The 24073-nt window shown below is 72.3% G+C and carries 21 protein-coding genes; 6 read left to right on the top strand and 15 right to left on the bottom strand.

Annotated elements, in window-relative coordinates; genetic code table 11:
* The 12 genes from ruvA to pgsA all read right to left on the bottom strand — a co-directional run bounded on the left by ruvA (position 1) and on the right by pgsA (position 11030).
* Positions 1–621: a Holliday junction branch migration protein RuvA gene (ruvA, locus tag F4562_RS05445; protein ID WP_184547786.1), complete on the bottom strand. Its 621-nt coding sequence runs from the start codon at positions 619–621 to the stop codon at positions 1–3.
* Positions 618–1220, bottom strand: coding sequence for a crossover junction endodeoxyribonuclease RuvC (gene ruvC, locus F4562_RS05450; protein ID WP_246473786.1), 603 nt, complete (start codon positions 1218–1220; stop codon positions 618–620). The genes ruvA and ruvC overlap by 4 nt, the downstream gene beginning before the upstream one ends.
* 106 nt (positions 1221–1326) lie before the next feature.
* A complete protein-coding gene (locus F4562_RS05455; protein ID WP_184547790.1) occupies positions 1327–2484 on the bottom strand; it encodes a GNAT family N-acetyltransferase in 1158 nt (385 codons plus the stop codon).
* Positions 2485–2553: 69 nt separating this feature from the next.
* Positions 2554–3831, bottom strand: a complete 1278-nt coding sequence (locus tag F4562_RS05460) for a cation:proton antiporter (protein ID WP_184547792.1) — start codon at positions 3829–3831, stop codon at positions 2554–2556.
* Positions 3832–3959: 128 nt separating this feature from the next.
* Positions 3960–4712 carry a YebC/PmpR family DNA-binding transcriptional regulator gene (locus F4562_RS05465; protein ID WP_184547794.1) on the bottom strand — a complete coding sequence of 251 codons (753 nt, stop codon included), beginning with the start codon at positions 4710–4712 and terminating at the stop codon, positions 3960–3962.
* Between the two features lie 3 nt (positions 4713–4715).
* Entirely contained in the window at positions 4716–5306 is a 591-nt protein-coding gene (gene pdxT, locus F4562_RS05470; RefSeq protein ID WP_184547796.1) for a pyridoxal 5'-phosphate synthase glutaminase subunit PdxT, read from the bottom strand.
* A 272-nt stretch (positions 5307–5578) separates the two neighbouring features.
* A complete protein-coding gene (gene pdxS, locus F4562_RS05475; protein ID WP_184547798.1) occupies positions 5579–6493 on the bottom strand; it encodes a pyridoxal 5'-phosphate synthase lyase subunit PdxS in 915 nt (304 codons plus the stop codon).
* Positions 6494–6648: 155 nt separating this feature from the next.
* Positions 6649–7665 carry a DUF3048 domain-containing protein gene (locus tag F4562_RS05480; protein ID WP_311734272.1) on the bottom strand — a complete coding sequence of 339 codons (1017 nt, stop codon included), beginning with the start codon at positions 7663–7665 and terminating at the stop codon, positions 6649–6651.
* Between the two features lie 81 nt (positions 7666–7746).
* Positions 7747–8286, bottom strand: coding sequence for a LemA family protein (locus tag F4562_RS05485; protein ID WP_184547800.1), 540 nt, complete (start codon positions 8284–8286; stop codon positions 7747–7749).
* The gene (locus tag F4562_RS05490; RefSeq protein WP_184547803.1) at positions 8283–9410 is read right to left on the bottom strand and encodes a glycosyltransferase family 4 protein; all 1128 of its coding nucleotides are present in this window, start codon (positions 9408–9410) and stop codon (positions 8283–8285) included. The genes F4562_RS05485 and F4562_RS05490 overlap by 4 nt, the downstream gene beginning before the upstream one ends.
* A gap of 76 nt (positions 9411–9486) precedes the next feature.
* Complete coding sequence (locus F4562_RS05495) at positions 9487–10401, bottom strand: phosphatidylinositol mannoside acyltransferase (RefSeq protein ID WP_184547805.1); 915 nt, start codon at positions 10399–10401, stop codon at positions 9487–9489.
* Entirely contained in the window at positions 10398–11030 is a 633-nt protein-coding gene (pgsA, locus tag F4562_RS05500; protein WP_184547807.1) for a phosphatidylinositol phosphate synthase, read from the bottom strand. Before pgsA ends, F4562_RS05495 begins: the two co-directional genes overlap by 4 nt.
* 300 nt (positions 11031–11330) lie before the next feature.
* Here pgsA and F4562_RS05505 point away from each other — a divergent pair, with 300 nt between their 5' ends.
* The 3 genes from F4562_RS05505 to F4562_RS05515 all read left to right on the top strand — a co-directional run bounded on the left by F4562_RS05505 (position 11331) and on the right by F4562_RS05515 (position 17608).
* A complete protein-coding gene (locus F4562_RS05505; RefSeq protein WP_184547809.1) occupies positions 11331–13463 on the top strand; it encodes an elongation factor G-like protein EF-G2 in 2133 nt (710 codons plus the stop codon).
* Positions 13464–13624: 161 nt separating this feature from the next.
* Positions 13625–15223, top strand: coding sequence for a glycoside hydrolase family 10-like protein (locus F4562_RS05510; protein WP_184547811.1), 1599 nt, complete (start codon positions 13625–13627; stop codon positions 15221–15223).
* 240 nt (positions 15224–15463) lie between these two features.
* Positions 15464–17608, top strand: coding sequence for a hypothetical protein (locus F4562_RS05515; RefSeq protein ID WP_184547813.1), 2145 nt, complete (start codon positions 15464–15466; stop codon positions 17606–17608).
* On the opposite strand, the gene F4562_RS05520 is transcribed toward F4562_RS05515, so the two are convergent.
* Positions 17551–18102 carry an HIT family protein gene (locus F4562_RS05520; RefSeq protein ID WP_246473356.1) on the bottom strand — a complete coding sequence of 184 codons (552 nt, stop codon included), beginning with the start codon at positions 18100–18102 and terminating at the stop codon, positions 17551–17553. The genes F4562_RS05515 and F4562_RS05520 overlap by 58 nt on opposite strands.
* 299 nt (positions 18103–18401) lie before the next feature.
* On the opposite strand from F4562_RS05520, the gene F4562_RS05525 reads away from it, so the two are divergent.
* On the top strand, positions 18402–19397 hold the full coding sequence (locus tag F4562_RS05525) for an Asp23/Gls24 family envelope stress response protein (protein ID WP_184547817.1): 996 nt from the start codon (positions 18402–18404) through the stop codon (positions 19395–19397).
* 184 nt (positions 19398–19581) lie between these two features.
* On the opposite strand, the gene thrS is transcribed toward F4562_RS05525, so the two are convergent.
* Positions 19582–21552, bottom strand: a complete 1971-nt coding sequence (gene thrS, locus F4562_RS05530) for a threonine--tRNA ligase (protein WP_184547819.1) — start codon at positions 21550–21552, stop codon at positions 19582–19584.
* Between the two features lie 69 nt (positions 21553–21621).
* On the bottom strand, positions 21622–22227 hold the full coding sequence (locus tag F4562_RS05535; RefSeq protein ID WP_184547821.1) for a glycoside hydrolase family 25 protein: 606 nt from the start codon (positions 22225–22227) through the stop codon (positions 21622–21624).
* A gap of 93 nt (positions 22228–22320) precedes the next feature.
* On the opposite strand from F4562_RS05535, the gene dapD reads away from it, so the two are divergent.
* Entirely contained in the window at positions 22321–23298 is a 978-nt protein-coding gene (dapD, locus tag F4562_RS05540) for a 2,3,4,5-tetrahydropyridine-2,6-dicarboxylate N-succinyltransferase (protein ID WP_184547823.1), read from the top strand.
* A 94-nt stretch (positions 23299–23392) separates the two neighbouring features.
* Complete coding sequence (locus F4562_RS05545; RefSeq protein WP_184547826.1) at positions 23393–24001, top strand: hypothetical protein; 609 nt, start codon at positions 23393–23395, stop codon at positions 23999–24001.
* Positions 24002–24073 lie beyond the last annotated feature (72 nt).

Genomic DNA, 24073 nt, shown 5'->3' on the forward strand with positions numbered 1-24073 from the left:
TCAACGGACGCTCAACACGCGCAGGGCCGCCTTGAGCAGCGTGGCCACCTGCGGGACACGGCCTTCGGCCACCGCGGCGTCGGCCTGCGGGGCGACGGCGGCGACCGCCTCGTCGGCGTCCTTCGCCGAGTAGCCCAGGCCGACCAGCCCGGAGTGGACCTGGTCACGCCAGGCGGGGACGGCCGGACGGCCGTTGAGCGCGGCGCTGACGGCCTCCTCGGGTGTGCCGAGCTTGTCCTTGAGATCGACGATGATGCGCTGGGCGCCCTTCGGCCCGACCCCGGGCACCCTGGTCAGGGCCTTGACGTCGGCGGCGGCCACGGCCACCCGGAGGGCGTTGGGCGTGTGCACCGCGAGCATCGCCAGGGCGACCTTGGGGCCGACCCCGCTGGCCGTCTGGAGCATCTCGAAGATCGCGCGCTCGTCGTCGGTGGCGAAGCCGTACAGCGTCAGTGACTCCTCGCGGACCACGAGGGAGGTGGCCAGCCTGGCCTCCTCCCCCACCCTGAGCGTGGCCAGCGTGCCCGGCGTGCAGTGCACGAGCACACCCACCCCGCCCACCTCGACGACCGCGCCGTCGGGTGCGACCGCGGTCACCTGTCCTCGCACCGAGGCGATCAATTCGTGGTTCCTCTCGAATATCCGGCGGCCCTGCCCCGCCCGCGGAAGTAGGCCGCCGCGGTCGTGCCGGTGCCGCCCCCCGCCCTGGCCGCGGCCTCGGCGGCGGCCTCGGCCAGCCGGTTCTGGGCACCGCCCCGCCACACGTGGCAGATCGCCAGGGCGAGCGCGTCGGCCGCGTCGGCGGGCTTGGGCATGGCGTCCAGCCGGAGCAGGCGGGTCACCATCGTGCCGACCTGCTGCTTGTCGGCCGTGCCACTGCCGGTGATCGCGGCCTTGACCTCCGACGGCGTGTGCAGCGCGACCGGCAGGCCCCGGCGGGAGGCGCACAGGATCGCCACGGCCGAGGCCTGCGCGGTGCCCATGACCGTCCGGAGGTTGTGCTGGGCGAAGACCCGCTCCACGGCCACCGCGTCGGGCTCGACCTCGTCGAGCCAGCGCTCGATGCCGGCCTCGATCGCCACCAGCCTGGCCCCGATCGCGTCGTCGGCGGGAGTGCGCACCACCCCGACCTTGACCAGCCGCAAGGGGGCCCCGGGCCGCCCTTCGACGGCGCCGAGCCCGCACCTGGTCAGCCCGGGGTCCACCCCCATCACCCGCAGCTCGGGCACCCGCACCGACACGCCTCCACTCGCCGAACATCTGTTCGGTGCCCGACTCTACCGCGTGCGCGCACGCGGCGCACGGCATCGGCCCGCCCGTGGCGGGTCAGAAGTAGTCCAGCATGTACGGCCTGGCGTGGAAGGCCGCGCCGAGGGCCTCGTCGGCGTCCGCCGGGCCGGACAGGAGCCCGGTCAGGCGCAGCGTGGCCACCGGGACTCCGGCGTACAGGGCCGACAGGCCGCCGGCGGTGAGGACGGGGACGTCCCCCGGGTACCCTTCGGCGGGCTTGGCGGCACCGGTGCCGTCGGCGGCCGACAGGTGCCAGAGACCGGAGTTGCCGGGACGCTGAGGGTCGTCGACCCGGACGACGGCGTCGAGGGCGACGCCCGCGGGGAAGCCGCGCCCGGCGACGGCGGCCGGCAGGTCGACGACGCGGAGCATCCAGCGGGTCTGCTTGACCTGCTCCTTGGAGCGTTCGCCGATCAGCCAGAGGACCGGGTCGTCGGGGGCCACGATGGCGTGGACCGACTCGGCGATGGAGGAGGAGGATCCGACCATCGACCACAGGGCCCGGGCGGTGGCCTCGGAGCCGGCCATGAGCGTTTCGACCTCGATGTCGCCGTCGTCCCAGCGGTAGACGACGAACCCGTCGTCGGCGAGGTAGAGGAAGTCCTTCTCGTCGGCCAGCCACAGGCGCCAGGCCTCCTCGTCCCAGCAGACGGGCCCGGAGGCCCGGGAGGCGCCGTGGATCCGGCCGATGATGGCGATCACCTCGGCCGCGTCGCCGGGGCCCATCCTGCGGACCTCGACCCGCTCGGTGGACCTGATCGTGCGCAGCGCCTCGGCCCGCAGGGTGATCCGGTGCATGGCGCCGGCGTGCTCCCAGCCGAGGGAGCGGTAGAGGTGGGTGGTGGCCGGGTAGAGCGCCGAGACGGGGTGGCCGAGCTCGGCGCAGCGGTCGAGAACGGCACTCATGATCATCCGGCCGACGCCGCGCCCGCGGTCCTCGGGCGCGACCGTCACCGAGGCGACCCCGCCCATGGAGATCGGCCTGCCGTGCCACCACTGGGTGAGGTCGTTGATCCTGCTCGTCGCGACCAGCCGGGAACCGTCGACGACACCGAGGTACCTCCCCGCGGCGAGGGCGGGGAGGACCAGTTCCCGCCAGGTCTCGGCGTCCCCCTCGGACAGAGGCCCGAAGGCGCGCCGGCGATTGTCGTACACCGCGTCGATGTCGTCCACGGTCAGTTCACGTATCTGCACAGTCGCCCAACATAGGGATGACGCGCGGCCGGGGCGAATCCTTATCCGGTGCCCGCCCGCCGCACCCGGTCAGAGATGCTGGGCCGCGGGCTCCTCGTCCCGTTCCCGTCCGACGCGGACGCGCAGACGGTCCAGGCGGTTCATCACCGGCGAGGCCGAGATGCCGTGCACCACGAGGGAGGCCAGGACCGTGAAGGCGACCACCGCCCAGAGCTCCTCGGCGGGCACCCCGAAGTCGGCCTGGCCGAGGGCGTAGGCGAGGTAGAACAGCGACCCGATGCCGCGGATGCCGAAGAACGCCGTGGCGATGCGCTCGCGGGGGCCGGCCGGGCCGCCCAGTGCGGCCAACCACGCGGTCAGCGGACGGATGACGAGGAGCAGCAGGAAGGCCGCCGCCACCCCCCGCCAGGTGAGGGCGGACAGGCCGCCCAGCGCGATGAACCCGCCGAGCAGGACGATCAGCCAGGCGGTGAACAACCGCTCGATCTGCTCGATGAAGCCGTGGAGCACGTTGTTGTAACCGTGGGTCCGCTCGGCGGCCCTGATGCTGCACGCCGTGACGAACACCGCGATGAACCCGTACCCGTGCACCAGCTCGGTGACGCCGTAGGCCAGGAACGTCGCCGCCAGCGCCACGAAGCCGTCGCGGTGCTCGGCCAGGCGCAGGTTGGCGGGCCGGGCGTGGAAGAACATCCTGCCCAGCAGCCGGCCCATCAGCAGCCCGCACACCACTCCGGCCGCGCACCGGTAGAGCAGGTCGACCAGCGCCCACTCGCCGATCCAACCGGCACCCCCGCTCAGGGCCAGCGCGATGGCGCCGTACACCAGCGGGAAGGCCAGGCCGTCGTTGAGGCCGGCCTCGGAGGTGAGCGTGAAGCGCACCTCGTCGTCGTCCTCCTCGGAGTCGACGGGCTCGCCGACCTGCACGTCGGAGGCGAGCACCGGGTCGGTGGGGGCGAGCACAGCGCCCAGCAGGAGCGCGGCCGCCAGCGGCCAGCCGAGCAGCCCGTACGCCACGGCGGCCACGGCGGCGACGGTCAACGGGAGCGTCAGGCCCAGCAGGCGCCAGGTGGAGGACCAGTCGCGCCGGCCGAAGGGCCGGTTGATGGCGAGCCCCGCACCCATGAGCGAGATCAGCACGCAGATCTCGGTGACGTGCTCGACCAGGCCCCGGTGGGCCACCGGATCGGGGGTGGGCAGGTCCAGGGGCAGGAAGTAGATCAGCAGCCCGCCGAGCAGGCAGGCGAGCGGCAGTGAGAAGGGCCGCCGGTTGAGCAGCCTGGGCAGCACGGCGGCGAGCAGGGCGGCACAGCCCGCGACTACGAAGATCAGATCAGGGTTACCCATCGTCCGCGTGATATGCCCCTGACCCGATGGACAAACCTCGCAGAGTATGCCGAAGCCCGACAGAACAGTGAACGGTCCCCCAACGCGTGACACCCGCCCCGGCGAGGGGGCGGGCATCACCCGGACGATCAGGCGTCGAGCTTCTCCATGACGTCGTCGGAGACGTCGAAGTTGGCCCAGACGTTCTGCACGTCGTCGCTGTCCTCCAGGGCGTCGATCAGCTTGAAGACCTTACGGGCGCCGTCCTCGTCGAGGGGGACGTTCAGCGTCGGCAGGAAGCTGGACTCGGCCGAGTCGTAGTCGATCCCGGCGTCCTGCAGGGCCTTGCGGACCGGGACGAGGTCGGACGCCTCGGAGACGACCTCGAACTGGTCACCCAGGTCGTTGACCTCCTCGGCACCCGCGTCGAGGACCGCGGTCAGCACGTCGTCCTCGGACAGGGTCCCCTTGGGGACGATCACCACGCCCTTGCGGTTGAACATGTAGGAGACCGAGCCCGGGTCTGCCAGCGAGCCGCCGTTGCGGGTCAGCGCGACGCGGACCTCGGAGGCCGCGCGGTTGCGGTTGTCGGTGAGACACTCGATCAGCACCGCGACGCCGCCGGGGGCGTACCCCTCGTACATGATGGTCTGCCAGTCGGCGCCGCCGGCCTCCAGGCCGCCGCCGCGCTTGCGGGCGCGCTCGATGTTGTCGAGCGGGACGGAACTCTTACGCGCCTTGGTGATGGCGTCGTACAGCGTCGGGTTCCCGTCCGGATCGGGGCCGCCCGTCCTGGCCGCGACCTCGATGTTCTTGATGAGCTTGGCGAACAGCTTGCCGCGCTTGGAGTCGAGCGCCGCCTTCTTGTGCTTCGTCGTCGCCCATTTGGAGTGGCCGGACATCGCCTAGAGCTCCCTCACCATCTCAGCAAAATATGAATGCACACCGACATCCCCGGTAAGCTCCGGGTGGAAGGACGTGGCGAGCAGCGGTCCCTGACGGACCGCGACGATCCTATCCCCAGGTTCGGCCCGGGCCAGCACTTCGACCTCCGGACCCACCGATTCCACCCACGGGGCGCGGATGAACACCGCGCGCATGTCCCCGCGGCCCGCGAAGTCGATGTCGGCCTCGAACGAGTCGACCTGGCGGCCGAACGCGTTGCGGCGGACGACCATGTCGATGCCGCCGACCGTCCGCTGGCCCTCGATGCCGCCCTCGATGCGGTCGGCCAGCATGATCATGCCGGCGCAGGAGCCGTAGGCGGGCATGCCGGCCTTGATCCGCATCCGGAGCGGCTCCAGCAGCTCGAACGTCTCGGCGAGCTTCCACATCGTGGTCGACTCGCCCCCCGGGATGACCAGCCCGTCGACGGCCTCCAGCTCGGCGGGACGCCGCACGGGCACCGCTACGGCGCCCACCGCCTCCAGAGAGCGCACGTGCTCCCGCACGTCTCCTTGCAGGGCGAAAACGCCGATCGTGGGGGCGACGGTCACCGGTGGTCCTCTCGACGAACTCGGAATGCCCCTTCAGCGTATGGCCACTTCACAGATCGCCCCAAACCAGCTCAAGCAGCGGTCGAGCTTCGGGCCGCTCCGGGCGGACGGGCGGGCGACCGCGGGTCGGCCGGGCGACCGCAGACGGGCGGGCCAGGCGGGCCGGCCGGGTGGACCGGGCGGGCCGGGAAGCGGGCGGGCGGATCGCCTCCGCCGGGCCCGCGGGGCCGCCGGGCCGGGTGCGCGAGACCCCCGGCCGGCGGCGGGACCCGCTACCAGCCGCGCTCGGCCAGGCGGTGCGGGACCGGGATGTCGTCGACGTTGATGCCCACCATGGCCTCGCCCAGGCCGCGGGAGACCTTGGCGATCACGTCGGGGTCGTCGTAGAAGGTGGTGGCCTTGACGATCGCCGCGGCGCGCTGGGCCGGGTTGCCGGACTTGAAGATGCCCGAGCCGACGAAGACGCCCTCGGCGCCGAGCTGCATCATCATCGCGGCGTCGGCCGGGGTGGCGATGCCGCCGGCGGTGAACAGCACGACCGGCAGCTTGCCGGTCTTGGCGACCTCGGCGACCAGCTCGTACGGGGCCTGGAGCTCCTTGGCCGCGACGTACAGCTCGTCCTCGGGCAGCGAGGTCAGGCGCTTGATCTCACCCCAGATCTTGCGCATGTGCGTGGTGGCGTTGGAGACGTCGCCGGTGCCGGCCTCACCCTTGGAACGGATCATGGCCGCACCCTCGGTGATGCGGCGCAGCGCCTCGCCCAGGTTGGTCGCGCCGCAGACGAAGGGCACCGTGAAGCGCCACTTGTCGATGTGGTTGGCGTAGTCGGCCGGGGTGAGCACCTCGGACTCGTCGATGTAGTCGACGCCCAGCGCCTGCAGGACCTGGGCCTCGACGAAGTGGCCGATGCGGGCCTTGGCCATCACCGGGATGGACACGGCCTCGATGATGCCGTCGATCATGTCGGGGTCGCTCATCCGGGAGACCCCGCCCTGAGCGCGGATGTCGGCCGGGACGCGCTCCAGCGCCATGACGGCGACGGCGCCGGCGTCTTCGGCGATCTTGGCCTGCTCGGGGGTGACGACGTCCATGATGACGCCGCCCTTGAGCATCTCTGCCATGCCGCGCTTCACCCGGGCGGTTCCGGTGACGGCGGTCTCGGTGACTTCGGGCGTGCTGCTGGACACGGGTCTCTACCTCACGACGGCTGGTTGCGGATCACGGGCCGCCACGGAGGGACGGCCACCACGCCTCCCATGGTAGGTGCTGGGCGGCCCGTGCCCTCACACGCCACCTTGTCGCTCTTGGACCTTCTTGTTGGACATGATGTACGGCTCGCGTGTCAGGGGATGACCGGTTTGCGGGAGGCCAGGACCACCCAGACCTGGCCGGGGGCGAAGTTCATCGGCTCCCCGCCGGGGGTGGTGAAGACGGTGCCGTCCTCCTCCTTCTCGCGCGACCACCTGGCCTTGAAAGCCTGCCCGTCGCGGAGCACGATCGCGTTCCCCTCCCCCGTGGTGTGCACCAGCGGGGTGTAGCTCTGGTTCTTGTCGTGGAACTGCGAGCGCTCGGTCTTGGTGTACTGCACCACGATGGTGGGGGCGCCGAGCTGGCCGCCCTCGGCGGCCATGTCCTTCTCGCCGTCCTGCCAGATGAGCCACTTCCCGGCCGCCTGCGACCAGGCGAAGGTGAAGCGGGCGGCGGGGTACTTGACGGTGTACGCCTTCCTCGGCACCCCGCCCTCGGGGGCGTCGCCGAAGGTGAAGCCGACGTCCTTGGCCTTGCTCGCGCTCGGCGCCTTGGCCAGCAGCTGCCGGGTGTTGGCGAACAGGTTGTACGGGGCGACCCGGCCCGGCTGGCGGAAGTACGCACCCGGCGCCCGGCTGTCGGAGACGTCGAAGAGCGACGCCTGCGCGATGATGGGCAGCATCTTGGTCTGCGCACCCGAGTAGGCGAAGGCGGGCTTGCCGAACTGCGGCACGATGTGCAGGTCGGAGATGCGGGCGCTGCGGACCGGGCCGATCTTGGCGGGGATCTTCGAGGAGAAGATCGCCATCAGCCGGGTCAGGCCCGCCTCGACCTGCTCGACGTAGACGATGTCGGCGCTTCGGAGACCGAGCTGCGGCTTGCCCGCCGAGGTGTTCTCGATCTTCACCGCCAGTACCGGTCTGCGGGCGGCGCCGGGGAGCCCGGTGAACGGGTGGGTGGGCTCGGGCGTCGGGGTCGGGGCCGCGCTCGGCTCAGCGGCCCCCGCCTGCGGCTTGCCCGCGGGCGGCGGGTCGTCGGAGGAACACGCCGCGGTGGGGGCGAGTACGGCGGCTCCGGCCAACGCGACGGCGATCATCCGGGGCACCCGCACGGCTCATCTCCTCAAGTCGGCCACGAAACGCCAAGAGCTTACAGGTGTCCGACTTGCCGGATACCCCGGTTTATGTACGTCTCATTCGGTGGCCAGTGCCTTCGGAGGGGCGTCGTCGATCTCGAAGAAGTCGGGATACTCGGTGTGCCCGGCCAGGCGCAACGTGCGCGCGAGCCAGCGGCGCTGCGCCGTCCGGGTGACCTCCACCGCGTTGTTGTAGAAGCGGCGCGCGTAGACGACCTTGGCCACCGAGCCGTCGAGCTCCTCCAGCAGATCCGGCCCCGCCGGGGTCTCGGCCAGCCGGTCGCGGAGGCGATCCTGGTCGATCACCGCCCGCAGGGTGCGTGACAGGTCGCTCTCGGCGTGCTCGCGCTCCTCGGGGCCCGCCGTGCGGGCCTCGTGGGCCGCGGCGGCCAGCACCAGGCTCGTCGCCGGGTCGAGCAGCCGCGAGCCGGCCAGCTCCAGGCAGACGGCGGCCCGGCGCACCAGGGCGGCGTCCAGCGACTCGCGGGCCAGCTCCAGCCGGATGTGCAGCCGGTCCAGCCGGCCGGCCCGCCAGGAGATGTAGACGGCGGTGAGCACGACGACCGCTCCCACCACCAGGACAAGCGAGGTCGTCACCGGCTGTCGTCCTCCTCGACCCCGGCCGTGCTGGCCACCGTCTCGTAGACCCGCAGCACGTCGCGGGCGACCGTGGACCAGTCGTACTTGCGCACGGCGGTGCGGGCCTCCTCCGACAGCTTCGCCCGCCGCCGGGGATCGTCGAGCAGCGCGGCCGCCTCACGGGCGAGGGATGCCGGGTCGCCGGTCGCGAACAGCGCACCCGCCTGCCCGTCGTCCAGCACCTTACGGAAGGCCGGGATGTCGCTGGCCAGGATCGCCGCGCCGGCCGACATCGCCTCGGTCAGCACGATGCCGAAACTCTCCCCGCCCAGGTTCGGCGCGCAGAACACGTCGACCGTGTGGTACGCACGCACCTTGTCCTCCTCGCTGACCATGCCGAGCAGACCGATCCGGTCGTGCAGGGCGGCCGGCACCCGCCCCAGCACCTCCTCGGCGTCACCGGGACCGGCCAGGAGCAGGCGCAGCGACGGCCGCTCCGCGGCGAGCAGGACGAACGCCTCCAGCAGCACCGGCAGGCCCTTGCGCGGTTCGTCCATCCGCCCGAGGAAGCCGATCACCTCGCCGTCGTCCCAGCCGGGCAGCGGCTCACCCGCGGCGTAGCGGGAGACCGTCACCCCGTTGGGGATGAGCACCGCGTCGCCGCCCAGGAACTCGACCAGGGTCTTGCGCGCGGCGTCGGACACGGCGATCCGGCCCGTCACCTTCTCCAGCGCGCTCATGATGACCGACGCGGTGGCCGAGAAGGAGCGGGAGCCCGCGTAGGAGGCGTGGAAGGTGGCCACGATCGGCCCCCTGGCCACCCAGCACGCGAGCAGGCCCAGCGACGGGATGGCCGGCTCGTGCACGTGCAGCACGTCGAAGCGGCCCTCGCGCACCCAGCGGCGCACCCGGTTCGCCGACAGGAAGCCGAACGAGAGCCTCGCCACCGACCCGTTGAAGGGCACCGGCACCGCACGGCCCGCCGAGACCACGTACGGGGGCAGTGGGGCGCCTTCCGCGGCCGGGGCGATCACCGAGACGTGGTGGCCGTCCTCGATGAGGGCCTCGGCGAGGTCGCGGATGTGGACCTGGACACCGCCGGGGACGTCCCAGGTGTAGGGGCAGACGATGCCGACTCTCATCGCCGCCTCGCCGTCGCCCGCGGGTGTCGCGGAGCGGCCGGCCGGCCCGGCGCCCCGTGGGTGCGCGCCCGGCGCCTCACGGCCGGGACTCCAGGTCCTCGAGCCACAGGCGCTGGAGCATGTGCCAGTCTTCCGGGTGCGCCGCGATGCCCTTCTCGAAGACGGTGGCCAGGCCCTGGGCCACGACGGCCACCTTCTCCCTCCGGCTGCCCTCGGCCGGGACCGGGATCTCCTCGTGGAAGTCGAGACCCCAGTCGGGCCCCGCGAAGTAGGGGATCGCCGGGATCAGCGGCGCCCCGGTGTGCACGGCCAGCAGGGCGGGACCGACGGGCATCCGCGTGGCCGCACCGAAGAACTGCACCTCGACGCCCTTGGCGGTCAGGTCCCGTTCGGCGGGCAGCGCCACCGGCCGGCCCGCGCGCAGGCGCTGCGCGAGCGTGCCGAAGGTGTGGCCCTCGCCGCCGGTGAGCGGCAGCACCTCCATGCCCAGCCCCTCGCGGAAGGCCGTGTAGCGGTGGAACAGCGACTCGGGCCGGAGCCGCTCGGCGACCGTGGTGAACCGGTGGCCCGTCCCGGCGAACCAGGCGCCCGCCTGGTCCCAGTTGCCCATGTGCGGCAGGGCGAGCACCACCCCGCGCCCCTGGGCGAGGTGCTCGTAGACCGGCTCGCCCCCCGTGACGTGCATCCGGGAGACGAGCTCGTCGACGGACAGGTGCGGGAGCCGGAACACCTCGTGGAAGTAACGGAAGTAGGAGCGCATGCCCGCGCGGCTGAGCCGGCGGACCGCGGGGTCGGCCGGCGAGGTGCCCTTGACCCGGGCCAGATTGGCCTCCAGCCGGAGCACCGACTTACCGCGGCGCTTCCAGAGCCGGTCGGCCGCCGCCCGGAAGGCCCACGCGGTGAGGCGTTCCGGCAGCAGGGGGACGATCGTCCAGCCGGCGCCGAAGGCGGCGGCGACCAGGCGATCCTGGGGGGACGGCTTGTCGGTCATCGCTCTCCCGATGAGCGGAGGGGCCGGGACGGGGCGGAGACGGCCTGCCGGTACACGTGCAGCAGGCGCTGGCCGACCGTGATCGCGCTGGCCGCGGCGAGCAGCCAGAGCCCCACGGCCAGGATGTACGGGACGCCGAGACCGGCGAGCCCGGCGGAGACCAGGCCCACGACCAGACGCTCGGGACGCTCGGCGAGACCGACGTCGCACGTCATGCCCAGCCCCTCGGCCCTGGCCTTGACGTAGGAGACCAGAGCCCCGGCGACCAGGCAGAACAGCGCGATCCCGGCCAGCGTCCGCTGACCGCTCACGACGAGCCAGATCGCCAGCCCGGAGAAGATCCCGGCGTCGCCCAGGCGGTCGAGGGTGGAGTCGAGGAAGGCGCCCCAGGTGCTCCCCGTCCCCGACATCCTGGCCATGACCCCGTCGAGGAGGTCGGCCAGCACGAAGAAGGTGATCACCACTGTGCCCGCGAACAGCTGGCCCCGCGGGTAGAAGAACAACGCCGCGGCGACGGTTCCGAGCGTGCCGGCCGCGGTGACCGCGTTAGGACTGATCCCGTGGCGGGCGAGTGCCCTGCCCAGCGGGGTCAGTACTCGGGTGACGGCGGGGCGCAGAAGTTTCAGCATCGCGGTCCGATCGTAGGCCACTTGGTCTGCGAGCGCGCGCCCGCGCCGCGGGGCCCTCCCGCGGATCCGCCCGTGCCCGCGAGCGGGTCACGGGCCGCGGGCGGGTCAGCCGGAACGCCGCGGACGGATAGCGACTGCACCTCCTTCTCGCAAGAGGATTGCCATGCCCCTCTTGTGATGTCCGCCACATGGGTATTTGGTGAACACACCGTGTCCGTGCGCCGCGCGGGCACGGCGGCGGAGATCCGGGGGCGTGGCCCCACCTGGCCGCGCTCCTTCGGCGACGACGCGGGAGGCGATGTGGCGGAGAGAGCAACCGGAGGGACAACGGGAGCCGCGGGTAGGGCACCCGAGGCCGACCGGCCGGACATGATTCGCAATGTGGTGCTGGTCGGCCATTCCGGCGCGGGGAAGACGACGCTGGTCGAGGCGCTGCTGGCCGCGACGCGGACCGTCCAGCGGCCCGGACGGGTGGAGGACGGCACGACCGTCAGCGACTTCGACGAGGTCGAGGTGCGGCAGCAACGCTCGGTGAACCTCACCGTGGCCCCGGTGGTCCACAACAACATCAAGATCAATTTCCTGGACACGCCCGGCTACGCCGACTTCGTCGGCGACCTGCGGGCCGGGCTGCGCGCGGCCGACGCCGCGCTGTTCGTCGTCTCGGCCGTCGAGGGCATCGACGGCCTGACCAGGATGCTGTGGGAGGAGTGCGCGTCCGTCGACATGCCCAGGGCGGTCGTGATCACCAAGATCGACCACCATCGGGCCGACTTCGTGGAGACCCTCACCGCCTGCCAGGACGCCTTCGGCGACGGCGTGGCGCCCCTCTACCTGCCGGTGGTGACCAACGGCCAGGTCAACGGCCTGATCGGGCTGCTGACCCGGAAGTTCTACAACTACGCGACGGGAAGCCGGACCGAGCACGCCCCCGGCCCCGCCTACGAGGAGCAGATGGCGGCCTACCGGGGCGAGCTGATCGAGGGGATCATCCAGGAGAGCGAGGACGAGTCCCTGATGGACCGTTACCTCTCCGGAGAGGAGATCGACACCAAGGTCCTCATCGACGACCTGGAGAAGGCGGTCGCGCGCGGCGGCTTCTATCCGGTGCTCGCCGCCGGGACCGGGGTGGGTGCGCCGGAGGTCCTGGAACTCGTCACCCAGGGGTTCCCGTCGCCGCTCGAACACCCGATGCCGGAGATCACCTCGATCGACGGCAGGCCGGTCGACGGAATCACCTGCGACCCCGACGGACCGTTGGTGGCCGAGGTCGTCAAGACCACCAGCGACCCCTACGTGGGCCGGATCAGCCTGGTGCGGGTCTTCTCCGGCACCCTGCGGCCCGACATGACCGTGCACGTCTCCGGGCACGGCCTGGCCGACCGCGGGCACGAGGACCACGACGTGGACGAGCGCATCGGCGCGCTCTCCTCGCCGCTCGGCAAACACCAGCGGACGGCCGCCAAGTGCGTGGCCGGGGACATCGCCGCGGTGGCCAAGCTGTCGCGGGCGGAGACCGGCGACACGCTCTCCGACAAGGACAACCCGCTGCTGATGACCGCCTGGACGATGCCCGACCCGCTGCTGCCGGTGGCGATCCAGGCCAGGTCGAAGGCCGACGACGACAAGCTCGGCCAGGCGCTCTCCCGGCTGGTCGCCGAGGACCCGACGCTCCGCCTGGAGAACAACCCCGAGACCCACCAGCTCGTGCTGTGGTGCATGGGCGAGGCCCACGCCGACGTGCTGCTCGACCGGCTGGGCAGACGGCACGGGGTGGGGGTGGAGCGGACCGAGCTCCGGGTGGCGCTCCGGGAGACCCTCGGCGGCAAGTGCCAGGCCATGGGACGCAACGTCAAGCAGACCGGCGGCCACGGGCAGTTCGCCATCTGCCACCTGGAGGTCGAACCCCTGCCCTCGGGCGGCGGTTTCGAGTTCGTCGACAAGATCGTCGGCGGGGTGGTGCCGCGCCAGTTCATCCCCTCGGTGGAGAAGGGCGTGCGCACCCAGATGCAGCGCGGCGTCGTCGCCGGGTATCCCATGGTGGACCTGCGGGTGACGCTGTACGACGGCAAGGCCCACTCGGTCGACTCATCCGACATGGCCTTCCAGATAGCCGGGGCGCTCGCGCTGAAGGAGGCCGCGGCCAAGGTGCCCACGTTGCTGCTCGAACCGGTCGACGAGGTGTCCGTGCTGGTGGCGGACGACCACGTGGGTGCGGTGATGTCGGACCTGTCCTCCCGCCGGGGCCGGGTGCTGGGCACCGAGACGGTCGGCAACGGACGCACGCTGGTCAAGGCCGAGGTGCCCGAGCTGGAGATGACCCGCTACTCCATCGATCTGAGATCGATGTCACACGGAACGGGGACCTTCCAGCGGACCTTCCTGCGCTATGAGCCGCTCCCGGCGCACCTGGTGGGCAAAGTCACCGGCTGACACGGGCCCGGAGACGTGCGGCGGACGCCGGGCGGCGGCCCGCAGAAGACACCCCGTCCGGCGCACGTCTCCCGGGAATGCCATCCGATAACAGAAGAGTCACGAAACGATTTCTTTCTTCGGGCCGAAGCACAGCGGCGCCGATGTCAGACTGTGGAACCATGCGAAACGCACGCCCTCTGCTTGCCGCCGCCGCTCTCGCCGTCCTGACCACCGGTGCCGCCTACGCCTTCGGCCCCGACGCCAAGCCGGCGCGGCCCAAGGCGGCCGACCGGCCGGCCACCGCCGCCGACCCCGCGGCCGGCCCCGCCGCCCCGGGGGCGCAGCAGTGCGCGACCAGCGTGAAGTTCCCCAAGCGGCAGCTGCGGGGCGTCTGGATCGCCACGGTCAAGAACATCGACTGGCCCTCCCGCACCGGCCTCACGCCCGCCCAGCAGCAGGCCGAGTACGTCAAGATCCTCGACAACGCGGTCAAGCGCCGGCTCAACGCGGTGTTCGTGCAGGTCCGCCCGGCCTCCGACGCCCTGTACAAGTCGGAGCTGGAGCCGTGGTCGCAGTATCTGACCGGCACGGCGGGCAAGAACCCCGGCTGGGACCCGCTGCCCTTCCTCATCGCCGAGGCCCACCGGCGCGGCCTGGAGTTCCACGCCTGGTTCAACCCCTACCGCGCCTCCGAAGGCGACGTGGGCGGCCTCCCGGCGAACCACCCGGCGCGCAGACACCCCGAGTGGATCGTCAAGTACGAGGGCCGCGCCTACTACAACCCGGGCCTGCCCGCCGTGCGCGAGCACGTCACCGGCGTCATCAAGGACGTGGTGAGCCGTTACGACGTGGACGGGATCCACTTCGACGACTACTTCTACCCCTACCCGGGCAGCAGCGGCGCGAAGTTCGCCGACGACGCCGCCTTCGCCAAGTACGGCAAGGGGGCCGCACTGGCCGACTGGCGCCGCGCCAACGTCAACAAGCTGGTCGCCCAGGTCGACGAGGTCGTGCACGAGACCAAGAGCCACGTGAAGTTCGGCATCAGCCCCTTCGGCATCTGGCGCAACAAGAGCAACGACCCCGCCGGCTCGGCCACCGGCGGCATGTCCGCCTACGACGCCATCTACGCCGACGCCCGCCAGTGGATCCGCAAGGGCACCGTCGACTACGTCATGCCGCAGCTCTACTGGCCGCGCGGGTTCAAGGCCGCCGACTACGACGTGCTGATGCCGTGGTGGGCCGACCTCGTCAAGGGCACCGACGTCCATCTGTACATCGGCCAGGGCCTCTACCGGGTGGGCACCACCGACACCCCGGCCTGGACCAAGCCGGGCGAGCTGCCCTCGCACCTCACCGCGAACCGCAAGCACAAGCAGGTCGACGGCGACGTCTACTTCAGTGCCAAGCAGATCCTCACCAACCCGCTGGGCGTGATGGACCGCATCGCCAAGGACCACTACTCGCGGCCGGCGCTGCTGCCCCTGATGAAGGAACGCGGCGGCCAGGCCCCGGCGAAGCCCGCCGACGCGCGGCTGCAGGGCACCTCGCTCAGCTGGAAGCCCTCCGAGGGCGCCCGTTCCTACGCGGTCTACCGGGTCGCCTCCGGCAAGTCCGGCCCGTGTGCCACCGCCGACGCCCGCAACCTCGTCGCGGTCGTTGCGGCCACGGACGGCGAGCGCCAGTCCTTCACCGTGCAGGACGGCGGCACCTACCTGGTGACCGCGCTGGACCGCCTGCACAACGAGAGCGACGCCACCACCGTCACCGGGGCCTGAACCCCGCCCCGGGCGGCGGGGCCGGCTCCCCCGGCGGCGGACCGGCTCCCCGCCCGTGGGGCCGCGCGGTCGGTCGGCCGTGCGCGACCGGTCATGCGCGGCCGCCCGTGGGGGCCGCCGTAGGCTGAAGGCGAGCACGGGATCCGCCCCGCCCCGGGCGGATCCGCGGATGCGCTGGACCCGTGGCACGATCTTCCCCTACGGTGCCAGCACTTGGCCGAAGCTCTAGGGGGGTCGTTCGTGAAGCGGACGCTTGTCGCGTTTGCGCTGATCCTGGGTGTGCTGTGGCCGGGGGCCACGCAAGCCGCCACCCAGGTGTCCACCGCGCAGGCGTCCACCGGACGGGCGGACGGGCGTGTGGTGCTCATCGGCGTCCCGGGCCTGCAGTGGAGCGACATCACCCCCACCGGCACTCCGAACCTGTGGCAGCTCGCCCGCGACAGCGCCGTGGGCTCGCTCTCGGTGCGGGCGGTCGGCCGGGTGACGTGCCCCTACGACGGGTGGCTGACGGTGTCGGCCGGGGTCAGATCCGCGGTCGGCTACGGCTGCGGCCTGCCTCCGCAGCCCGAGCCGGGCGGGGACGGCGCGGTCATCCCCGGTTACGACTACCTGCACCGGACCGCCGGACAGCGGAACGCCGGCGCGCTCGGCGAGGCCGTGCACGCCGCCGGGCAGTGCACGCTGGCGATCGGCCCGGGGGCGGCGCTGGCACTGGCCGACCGCTCGGGCAGGGTCGACGTGTACGCACCCTCCCCCGCGCAGATCCGCGCCGACGTGCTCAGCCGGTGCAGGGTGATCGCCGTGGACGTCGACGACCTGATCAGGCCCTACGTGACCGGCGGGCGACTGCCCTCCGCGGAGGAGCCGCTGACTCCGCAGCAGCGGGCCGCGGCGCTGCGCCTGGCGGACGCCAAGGCGGGGGCGGTGCTGAGCGTGCTGCCGGCGGACGCCTCCGTGTTGCTGGCCGGCCTGTCCGACCACGGAGGCACCCCGCACCTGCGCGTGGCCATGATGCGCCACGGGAACGTCTCGGACCGATTCCTCGGCGCGGACACCACGCACCGCGAGGACGTCACGATCCTGCCGGACATCACCGCGACGATGCTCTCCCTGACCGGGATCCCCATGCCGCCGCACGTGGTCGGGGCGCCCTGGCGGGTGAGCGAGACCCGCACCGGCGGCGTCGAGGCGGCCCGGGACGCGCTGGCCGACGCGGACGTGGCCGGGCAGACGGTCAGGCGGATCGGCGGGGTCTTCTTCACCACGGTCGCCGTGCTTCAGGTGGTGTTCTACCTGGCCGCCTTCCTGCTGCTGCGCCGCGGACGCGGACTGAGCGGGATCCGGGTGGCCGCGGTGGCGCTGGCCTCGGTACCGGTCTCCACGTACCTGGTGAACCTCGCTCCCTGGCACCGCGCGGAGGCCCCGCTGGCGGTGCTGGCCGGCGGGATCGCCGGATGCGCGCTGCTGGTCATCGCGCTGGCGCTGGGAGGCCCCTGGCGGCGGCGGCCGCTCGGGCCGCTGGCGGTGGTGACGGCGGTGACGGCGGCGGTACTCGGCGGCGACCTGCTGAGCGGAACGCCCCTGCAGCTCAACAGCGTGATGGGATACACCGCGGTGGTCGGCGCCCGCTACCACGGCCTGGGCAACATCCCGTTCGCGCTCTTCGCCACCTCGGTGCTGTTGCTCTCCGCCGTGATCGCGCACCGGCTGCTCCGCGAGGGACGCACCCGTCCCGCCGTGGCGGTGGTGGCGACGCTGGGCGTCCTGGCGATGCTCCTGGGCGGCTGGCCGGGCGTGGGCAGCGACTTCGGCGGCGTCATCGCGTTCGTGCCGGGCATCGCGGTGACCGCGCTGCTGATCGCCGGCAGCCGGGTGTCCGTCGTCAAGCTGGGAGCGTTCTGCGTGGCGGGCGGCGTCACCGTGATGACCATCGCCTACCTCGACTACCTGCGCCCGCTGAGCTCGCAGTCACATCTGGGCCGCTTCGTCGGGCAGGTGTTCAGCGGCGAGGCGCTGGAGGTGATCGGCCGCAAGTTCGACGCCATGCTCGGCACGCTGCTCAGCCCCAACCTGATGCCGATCGTGATCGCCGCGGCGGCGTTCCTGGTCTACACGCTGCTGCGGCCGGAGCAGGCGACCGCGGGGGTGCTTCCCGCCGCGTTCGCCCACTCCCCCGCCCTCCGGGCGGGTCTGATCGGCACGCTGATCAGCGGGGTGGTGGGCATGCTGGTCAACGATTCCGGTGCGGCCGTGCTGTCCATGGCGCTCGCCCTGGCCGTGCCGCTGACCCTGTCGGCGGGCGTCCGGGCACTCCAGCTCGGCCCGCGCTACGAGGCGGCGGGCCAGGACCCGGCGAGCAGTTCCCTGGTGTCACGCAGCAGCTGAGGCAGCACCTTGGTCTGGCCGACCACGGGCATGAAGTTGGTGTCGCCGCCCCACCGGGGCACCACGTGCTGGTGCAGGTGGGCGGCGATGCCCGCGCCCGCCACCGAACCGAGGTTCATGCCCACGTTGAAGCCCTGCGCGCCGCTGGCCTTGCGCAGGGCCGTCAGCGACCGCTTGGTGAAGTCGGCGAGCTCGGCGGTCTCCGCCTCCTCCAGGTCCGCGTAGTCGGCCACGTGCCGATAGGGGCAGACCATGAGGTGACCGGAGTTGTACGGGTAGAGGTTGAGCAGCGCGAAGACCGACTCGCCCCGGGCGATGATCAGGCCGTCCTCGTCGTTCATGCGGGGGATCTCGCAGAACGGGCAGCCGTCCTCCGGGCCGGAGCCGGTCGGCTTGCTGGCTCCCTTGATGTAGGCCATCCGGTGCGGGGTCCAGAGTCTCTGGAAGGCGTCCGGTGTGCCTGCCCCGTGCTGCGCCTCCGGGTCGTTGGTCATGGCGATCAGCATATTGCCCGGGCGCCCGGCCCGGTCTGGCACCTCCCCACCCGGCGCACCGTCCGGGGCCCGGCACCCGCGTCACGCGGGGCCGGCCACCCGCGTCACGTGGGGCCGATGATCCGCGCCGCGCGTAGCCGATCACCCGCCCCACGTGTGGCCGATCACCCGCGCCGCGCAAGGTCGGGCACCGCCTTGTGCGAGGGTGACCACCCGCACTACGCGACATCGGCGGACAAATAAGGCGGATTTCCGGCAGAATCCCCCCAGCGTGACCATCGACTGCCGAGGAGCACCCCATGACCGACGTCTCCGTCGAGGATCTCACCGAGGGGACCGGTTCCCTCGCGTCCCCCGTCGAGGACGCCAGGCCGCACCGCCCGTTCTCCCTGGGCCTGTCCGCTTTCTCGGAGCCGGCGGGCGGGCCGTCGAGCAGGCCGTCGGGCGCCTTCGCGAGCAGGCCGGAGGTTCCGGCCGCGGACGAGACCGCGGTCCTGGACGCGGTCGGAGCGGAGCCCGCCGTCCCGGACGGCCCGTCGGACGAGCCCGAGACCGGTGCCGGGACCGGCCCGGCGCGTTCGGACGCCGCCGAGACGGCCGGGACCGCGCTCCGGTCCCCCGAGGAGGCTCCGGAGCCGGCGAGCGGGGGAACGACGGGCTCGGTGTCCCCGGCCCCCGAGGAGGCGGCGGATCCGGCGTCCCCGGAGTCCGAGACGACGGCCCAGCCGGATTTCCCGGCCGCCGGGCAGGCGCCCGCGGCCGTCGCCGGGGAGGCCGCCTCCCCCGTGGCCGAGCGGGGCGGGAAGCCGGCGGGCAGGCCGGTGATGACCCCGGCGGACAAGGCGTCCCCCGCCGTGGTCGAGGCGGTGTCCTCGGCCGTGGTGAAGGGCCGGATCAGAGTGGCCGACGAGGTCGTGGAGAAGGTCGCGGCCCTCGCCACGCTGGAGGTCACGGGTGTCGCCGCCCTGGGCGAGGGCGTCACCGGCCCCGGTGAGGAGTCGTCCCGGCCGGTCGCACCGTCCCGTGGACGCGGTGGCGCCCGGCGCCGTGGCCGGGGCGTCGGCGCGCACGTACAGGACCGCACGGTCGCGGTCGACGTCGCGATCGTCGCCGAGTACGGGCACGTGGTGATGGACGTCGCCAACGAGGTCAAGACCAACGTGGCCCGGACGCTCAGCCGGATGCTGGGGATGCGGGTCGTCGAGGTCAACGTCAACGTCGACGACGTCCGTCTGCCCGGGGAGGTCCTTCCCGGGCAGACGGAGGAGCCGGAGAAGGCGGGGCCGGACGCCTGAGCCGCGGCGCGTGAGAAGGCGGGGCCGGCGGGAACGGGCACGCGAGAAGGCGGGAGGCCCGTGCGGACCTCCCGCCTTCTCGTGGTTCCGCCGGAGCCCGCCTCCCGGGGCCGGCGGGAACGGGCGGTCCGGGGTTCCACCCGAACGGCCCGCCCACGGACGGCCCTGGACGCGGCGCTCGGGGTCAGACCTGGACGCGGCGCGCGATCACGTCGACGATCTCGTTGATCGCCTCATCGACCGGGACACCGTTCTTCTGCTCGCCGTTGCGGAAGCGGAAGGAGACCGCGCCGTTCGCGATGTCCTCGTCGCCGGCCAGCAGCATGAAGGGCACCTTGCCCTTCTGCGCGTTGCGGATCTTCTTCTGCATCCGGTCGTCGGAGGCGTCGACCTCGATCCGGACGCCGCGCGCACGAGCCTTCTCGGCCAGATCCCGCAGGTAGGGCACGTGGGCCTCGGCGATGGGGATGCCGACGGCCTGAACCGGGGCGAGCCAGGGGGGGAACGCACCGGCGTAGTGCTCGACCAGCACACCGAGGAAGCGCTCGATGGAGCCGAACAGCGCCCGGTGGATCATGACGGGCGTCTGGCGGCTTCCGTCGGCGGCCTGGTACTCCAGCGCGAAGCGCTTGGGCTGGTTGAAGTCGAGCTGGATGGTCGACAGCTGCCAGGTGCGTCCGATGGCGTCCTTGGCCTGCACCGAGATCTTGGGGCCGTAGAAGGCGGCACCACCCGGGTCGTCGACCAGCTGCAGCCCCGACTCCTCGGCCGCCTGGCGCAGCGCCTCGGTGGCCTCGTCCCAGTCGGCCTGGTCGCCGATGAACTTGTCGGAGTCGTCACGGGTGGACAGCTCCAGGTAGAACTCCGACAGGCCGAAGTCGCGCAGCACGCTCAGCACGAAGGCGAGCAGGCTCTTGATCTCGCCGCCCATCTGCTCCTTGGTGCAGTAGATGTGCGAGTCGTCCTGCGTCATGCCGCGCACCCGGGTCAGGCCGTGCACCACGCCGGACTTCTCGTAGCGGTAGACGCTGCCGAACTCGCACAGCCGCAGCGGCAGCTCGCGGTAGGACCGCCCGCGTGCCCGGAAGATGAGGTTGTGCATCGGGCAGTTCATCGGCTTGACGCGGTACTCGGTGCCGTCCAGCTCGAAGGGCGGGAACATGTCCTCGGCGTACCACGGCAGGTGGCCCGAGGTCTCGAACAGCTGCGACTTGGTCAGGTGCGGGGTGTTGACGAACTCGTAGCCCGCCTCGCCCTGCCGGCGGCGCATGTAGTCTTCCATCTCCTTGCGGATGAGCCCGCCCTTGGGATGGAAGACCGGCAGGCCGCTGCCCAGCTCCGGCGGGAAGCTGAACAGGTCGAGCTCGGCGCCCAGCTTGCGGTGGTCGCGCTTCTCGGCCTCCTCCAGCAGGTGCAGGTATTCGTCCTGCCGCTCGCGCGACTCCCACGCGGTGCCGTAGATCCGCTGCAGCTGGGGGTTCTTCTCGCTGCCGCGCCAGTAGGCGCCGCCGGAGCGCATCAGCTTGAACGCCGGGATGGACCGGGTGGTCGGCACGTGCGGGCCGCGGCACAGGTCCTTCCAGCACAGTTCGCCGGTCTTGGCGTCGAGGTTGTCGTAGATGGTCAGCTCCGCGCCGCCCACCTCGACGTTCTCCTCGTCGGCGGCCCCGCCCTTGAGGCCGATCAGCTCCAGCTTGTACGGCTCGGCGGCGAGTTCCTCGGTGGCCTGCTCGTCGGAGACGGGCCGGCGGGAGAACAGCTGCCCCTGCTTGACGATCTCGCGCATGCGCTTCTCGATGCGCTTGAGGTCGTCGGGGGTGAACGGGTTCTTGACGTCGAAGTCGTAGTAGAAGCCGTTCTCGACCGGCGGGCCGATGCCCAGCCTGGCCTCGGGGAAGATCTCCTGGACCGCCTGGGCCATGACGTGCGCGGTGGAGTGGCGGATGATCGCCCGCCCGTCGGCGCTGCCCGCCTCGACGGGCTCGATCACGTCGCCGTCGGCGACCGCCGCCGCCAGGTCCTTCAGCTCGCCGTTGGCCCGGGCGGCGACCACGGAGCGGCCGTCGGCCTCCAGCGCGTCGCCGTACGTCGTGCCTCCCGCCACCACACGCTCGGCTCCGGCGAGGGTGATGCGAAGTTCTGGCACGGCGGACACGGTTGCTCCCTGGGATGTGTCGTCTGGTGGTCTGGGAACCGATGCTACCGGTGTCCGCGACGCGTTTTATCAGGCGCTGCGGCGTCCGCGGTAGCCGAGGAAGGTCAGCTCGGCCCTGGTGCCGCGAAAGACGTTGCGGTCGAGCGGGTCGTCGCAGTGCTGGTGGATGACCCATCCGCGCCACGGCCCCGGAACCTCGGGCCTGCCCCGGGGGGCGTCCGGCGCGGCGATCCACAGCGGATGGTCCTCCAGGCCCGCGCAGTTGCCCTTCTGCGCGAACGACAGGTACGTGTAGACCACGGGCCTCAGTCCGGTCCGGGCCGCGACCACCTGGCACCAGCGGCGGGCGAAGCGGGCCACCTGGAAGGCGGGCATGCGGTCGCCGGTCTCCAGGTCGAGCGCGAGCAGGTCGCCCCGGCGCAGCCCGCCCGCCTGCTGCACGGTCCGCAGGAAGTGCGCCGCCTGCTCGTCGGGGTCGCCCGCGGGCCGGGCGAAGTGGTAGGCGCCGCAGACGATCCAGTTCTCCCGCATACCGTTCCAGTTGGCGCCGAACCAGCGGTCGGTGAAGGTGCTCCCCTCGCTCGCCTTGGCGAAGGCGAAGGACACGCCCGCCCTGGCGTGGGCGTCCCAGTCGACGGCGCCCTGCCAGTTCGACACGTCGATGCCGTGCAACATGGCGGCCACGCTAACCGCCGGGCACGCCCGGCACACGCCCGACGCTCCCTCGGCGTACTGTCGTTGCAGCCACTTTGGCTAGGCTTGGTCGGCGTGAACGCAGCAGCCCAGACCTCCGGCGCGTACGCCGCCGGCATCGCGACCATCACGTCCGGCGGGACCGTGCTCGACACCTGGTTCCCCTCGCCCCGGCTGGGCGATCCCTCCTCGCCGGGCACCACCCGGCTGACCGCGCAGGAAGCCGTCGAGGAGCTCGGCGCCGGGGTCGCCGCGCTGCTGGGCCCGGATGACGACCGCGGGGTGGAGGTGGTCGCGGTGCGCACCGGGATCGCCAAGCTGTCCGAGGCCCCGGCCGACGCGCACGACGCCTACCTGCGCCTGCACCTGCTGTCGGCCCGGCTCGTCCGGCCGCACGGCCAGAACCTGGACGGACTGTTCGGCCTGCTCAGCAATGTCGTGTGGACCAACCACGGCCCGTGCGCGGTGGAGGGCTTCGAGCAGGTGCGCCTGCGGCTGCGCGCCCGCGGCCCGGTGACCGTGTACGGCGTGGACAAGTTCCCGCGGATGGTCGACTACGTGGTGCCCTCCGGCGTCCGCATCGCCGAGGCCGACCGGGTGCGTCTCGGCGCGCACCTGGCGAGCGGCACGACGGTGATGCACGAGGGGTTCGTCAACTTCAACGCCGGCACGCTCGGCGCCTCCATGGTCGAGGGCCGGATCTCGGCGGGCGTCGTCGTGGACGACGGCTCCGACGTCGGCGGCGGAGCCTCGATCATGGGAACCCTGTCCGGTGGCGGCAAGCAGGTCATCTCGGTGGGGCGGCGCTGCCTGCTCGGCGCCAACAGCGGCATCGGCATCTCCCTGGGCGACGACTGCGTCGTGGAGGCGGGCCTGTACGTCACCGCGGGGACGAAGGTGGCCCTGCCCGGCGGCGAGGTGGTCAAGGCCGCCGAGCTCTCCGGAAGCTCCGGGCTGCTGTTCCGCCGCAACTCCACCTCCGGCGCGGTGGAGGCCGTCGCCCGCCGGGGCACGGGTGTGGAACTCAACAGCGTCCTGCACGCCAACGACTGATCCGGCGCGCCGGGCGCCACGGCCCGCGGAAACTCGTTCCCGGGCCGCTCACCTGGCAGGGTTGTCCCACGGACTTCGCACGGAGGGACGCCGGATGACCGGTCGGGAGACGGCTGGCGGTGGGGGTGCCGCGGTCGCCCGGTGGGTGACGGGCCTGTTCGCGCCGCAGGTGCTGGTCATCGGGCTGCCCCCGCTCATCGGGCTGGTGGCCGACGGTTCCCGGGGGGCGTTGTGGGGCCTGATCGCGTCGGCGCTGTGCGGTGGGATCCCCGCCGGAGTGATCCTGGCCGGGGTCCGTTCCGGACGGCTCGACTCCCACCACCTGGTCGACCGGGCGAGCCGGACGGGCCCGCTGCTGGTGGCGGTCGCGGCGGTGATCGCCGCGCTGACACTGATGGTCGCTCTGAAGGCCCCCCTGCTGCTGGTGGCCACGGTGACCGCGATGCTGGCCGCGCTCGCGGTGACGGTCCCGATCACCCTCAGGTGGAAGATCTCCTTCCACGCCGCCGTGTCGGCCGGCACCGTGGTGGTGCTCGCCCACGTGCTGCCCGCCGTGCCCACGCTCGTCGTGGGCACGGCGCTCGTGGCGGCGGTGTGCTGGGCGCGGGTGCGGCTCCGTCACCACACCGCCGCCCAGGTCGCCGCCGGGGTCGTCGCCGGCGCCGGTTCGGCCTGGCCGATCCTGGCGGCTTTCGGGGTCTGACGGCCCTCGGGAGTCCGGTGAGACGAACGTCGCACGGCCGCGAGCCTCTCACGCCGGGAACCGGCGCGGGCC

The sequence above is a fragment of the Streptosporangium becharense genome (assembly GCF_014204985.1).
GTDB classification, from domain to species: domain Bacteria; phylum Actinomycetota; class Actinomycetes; order Streptosporangiales; family Streptosporangiaceae; genus Streptosporangium; species Streptosporangium becharense.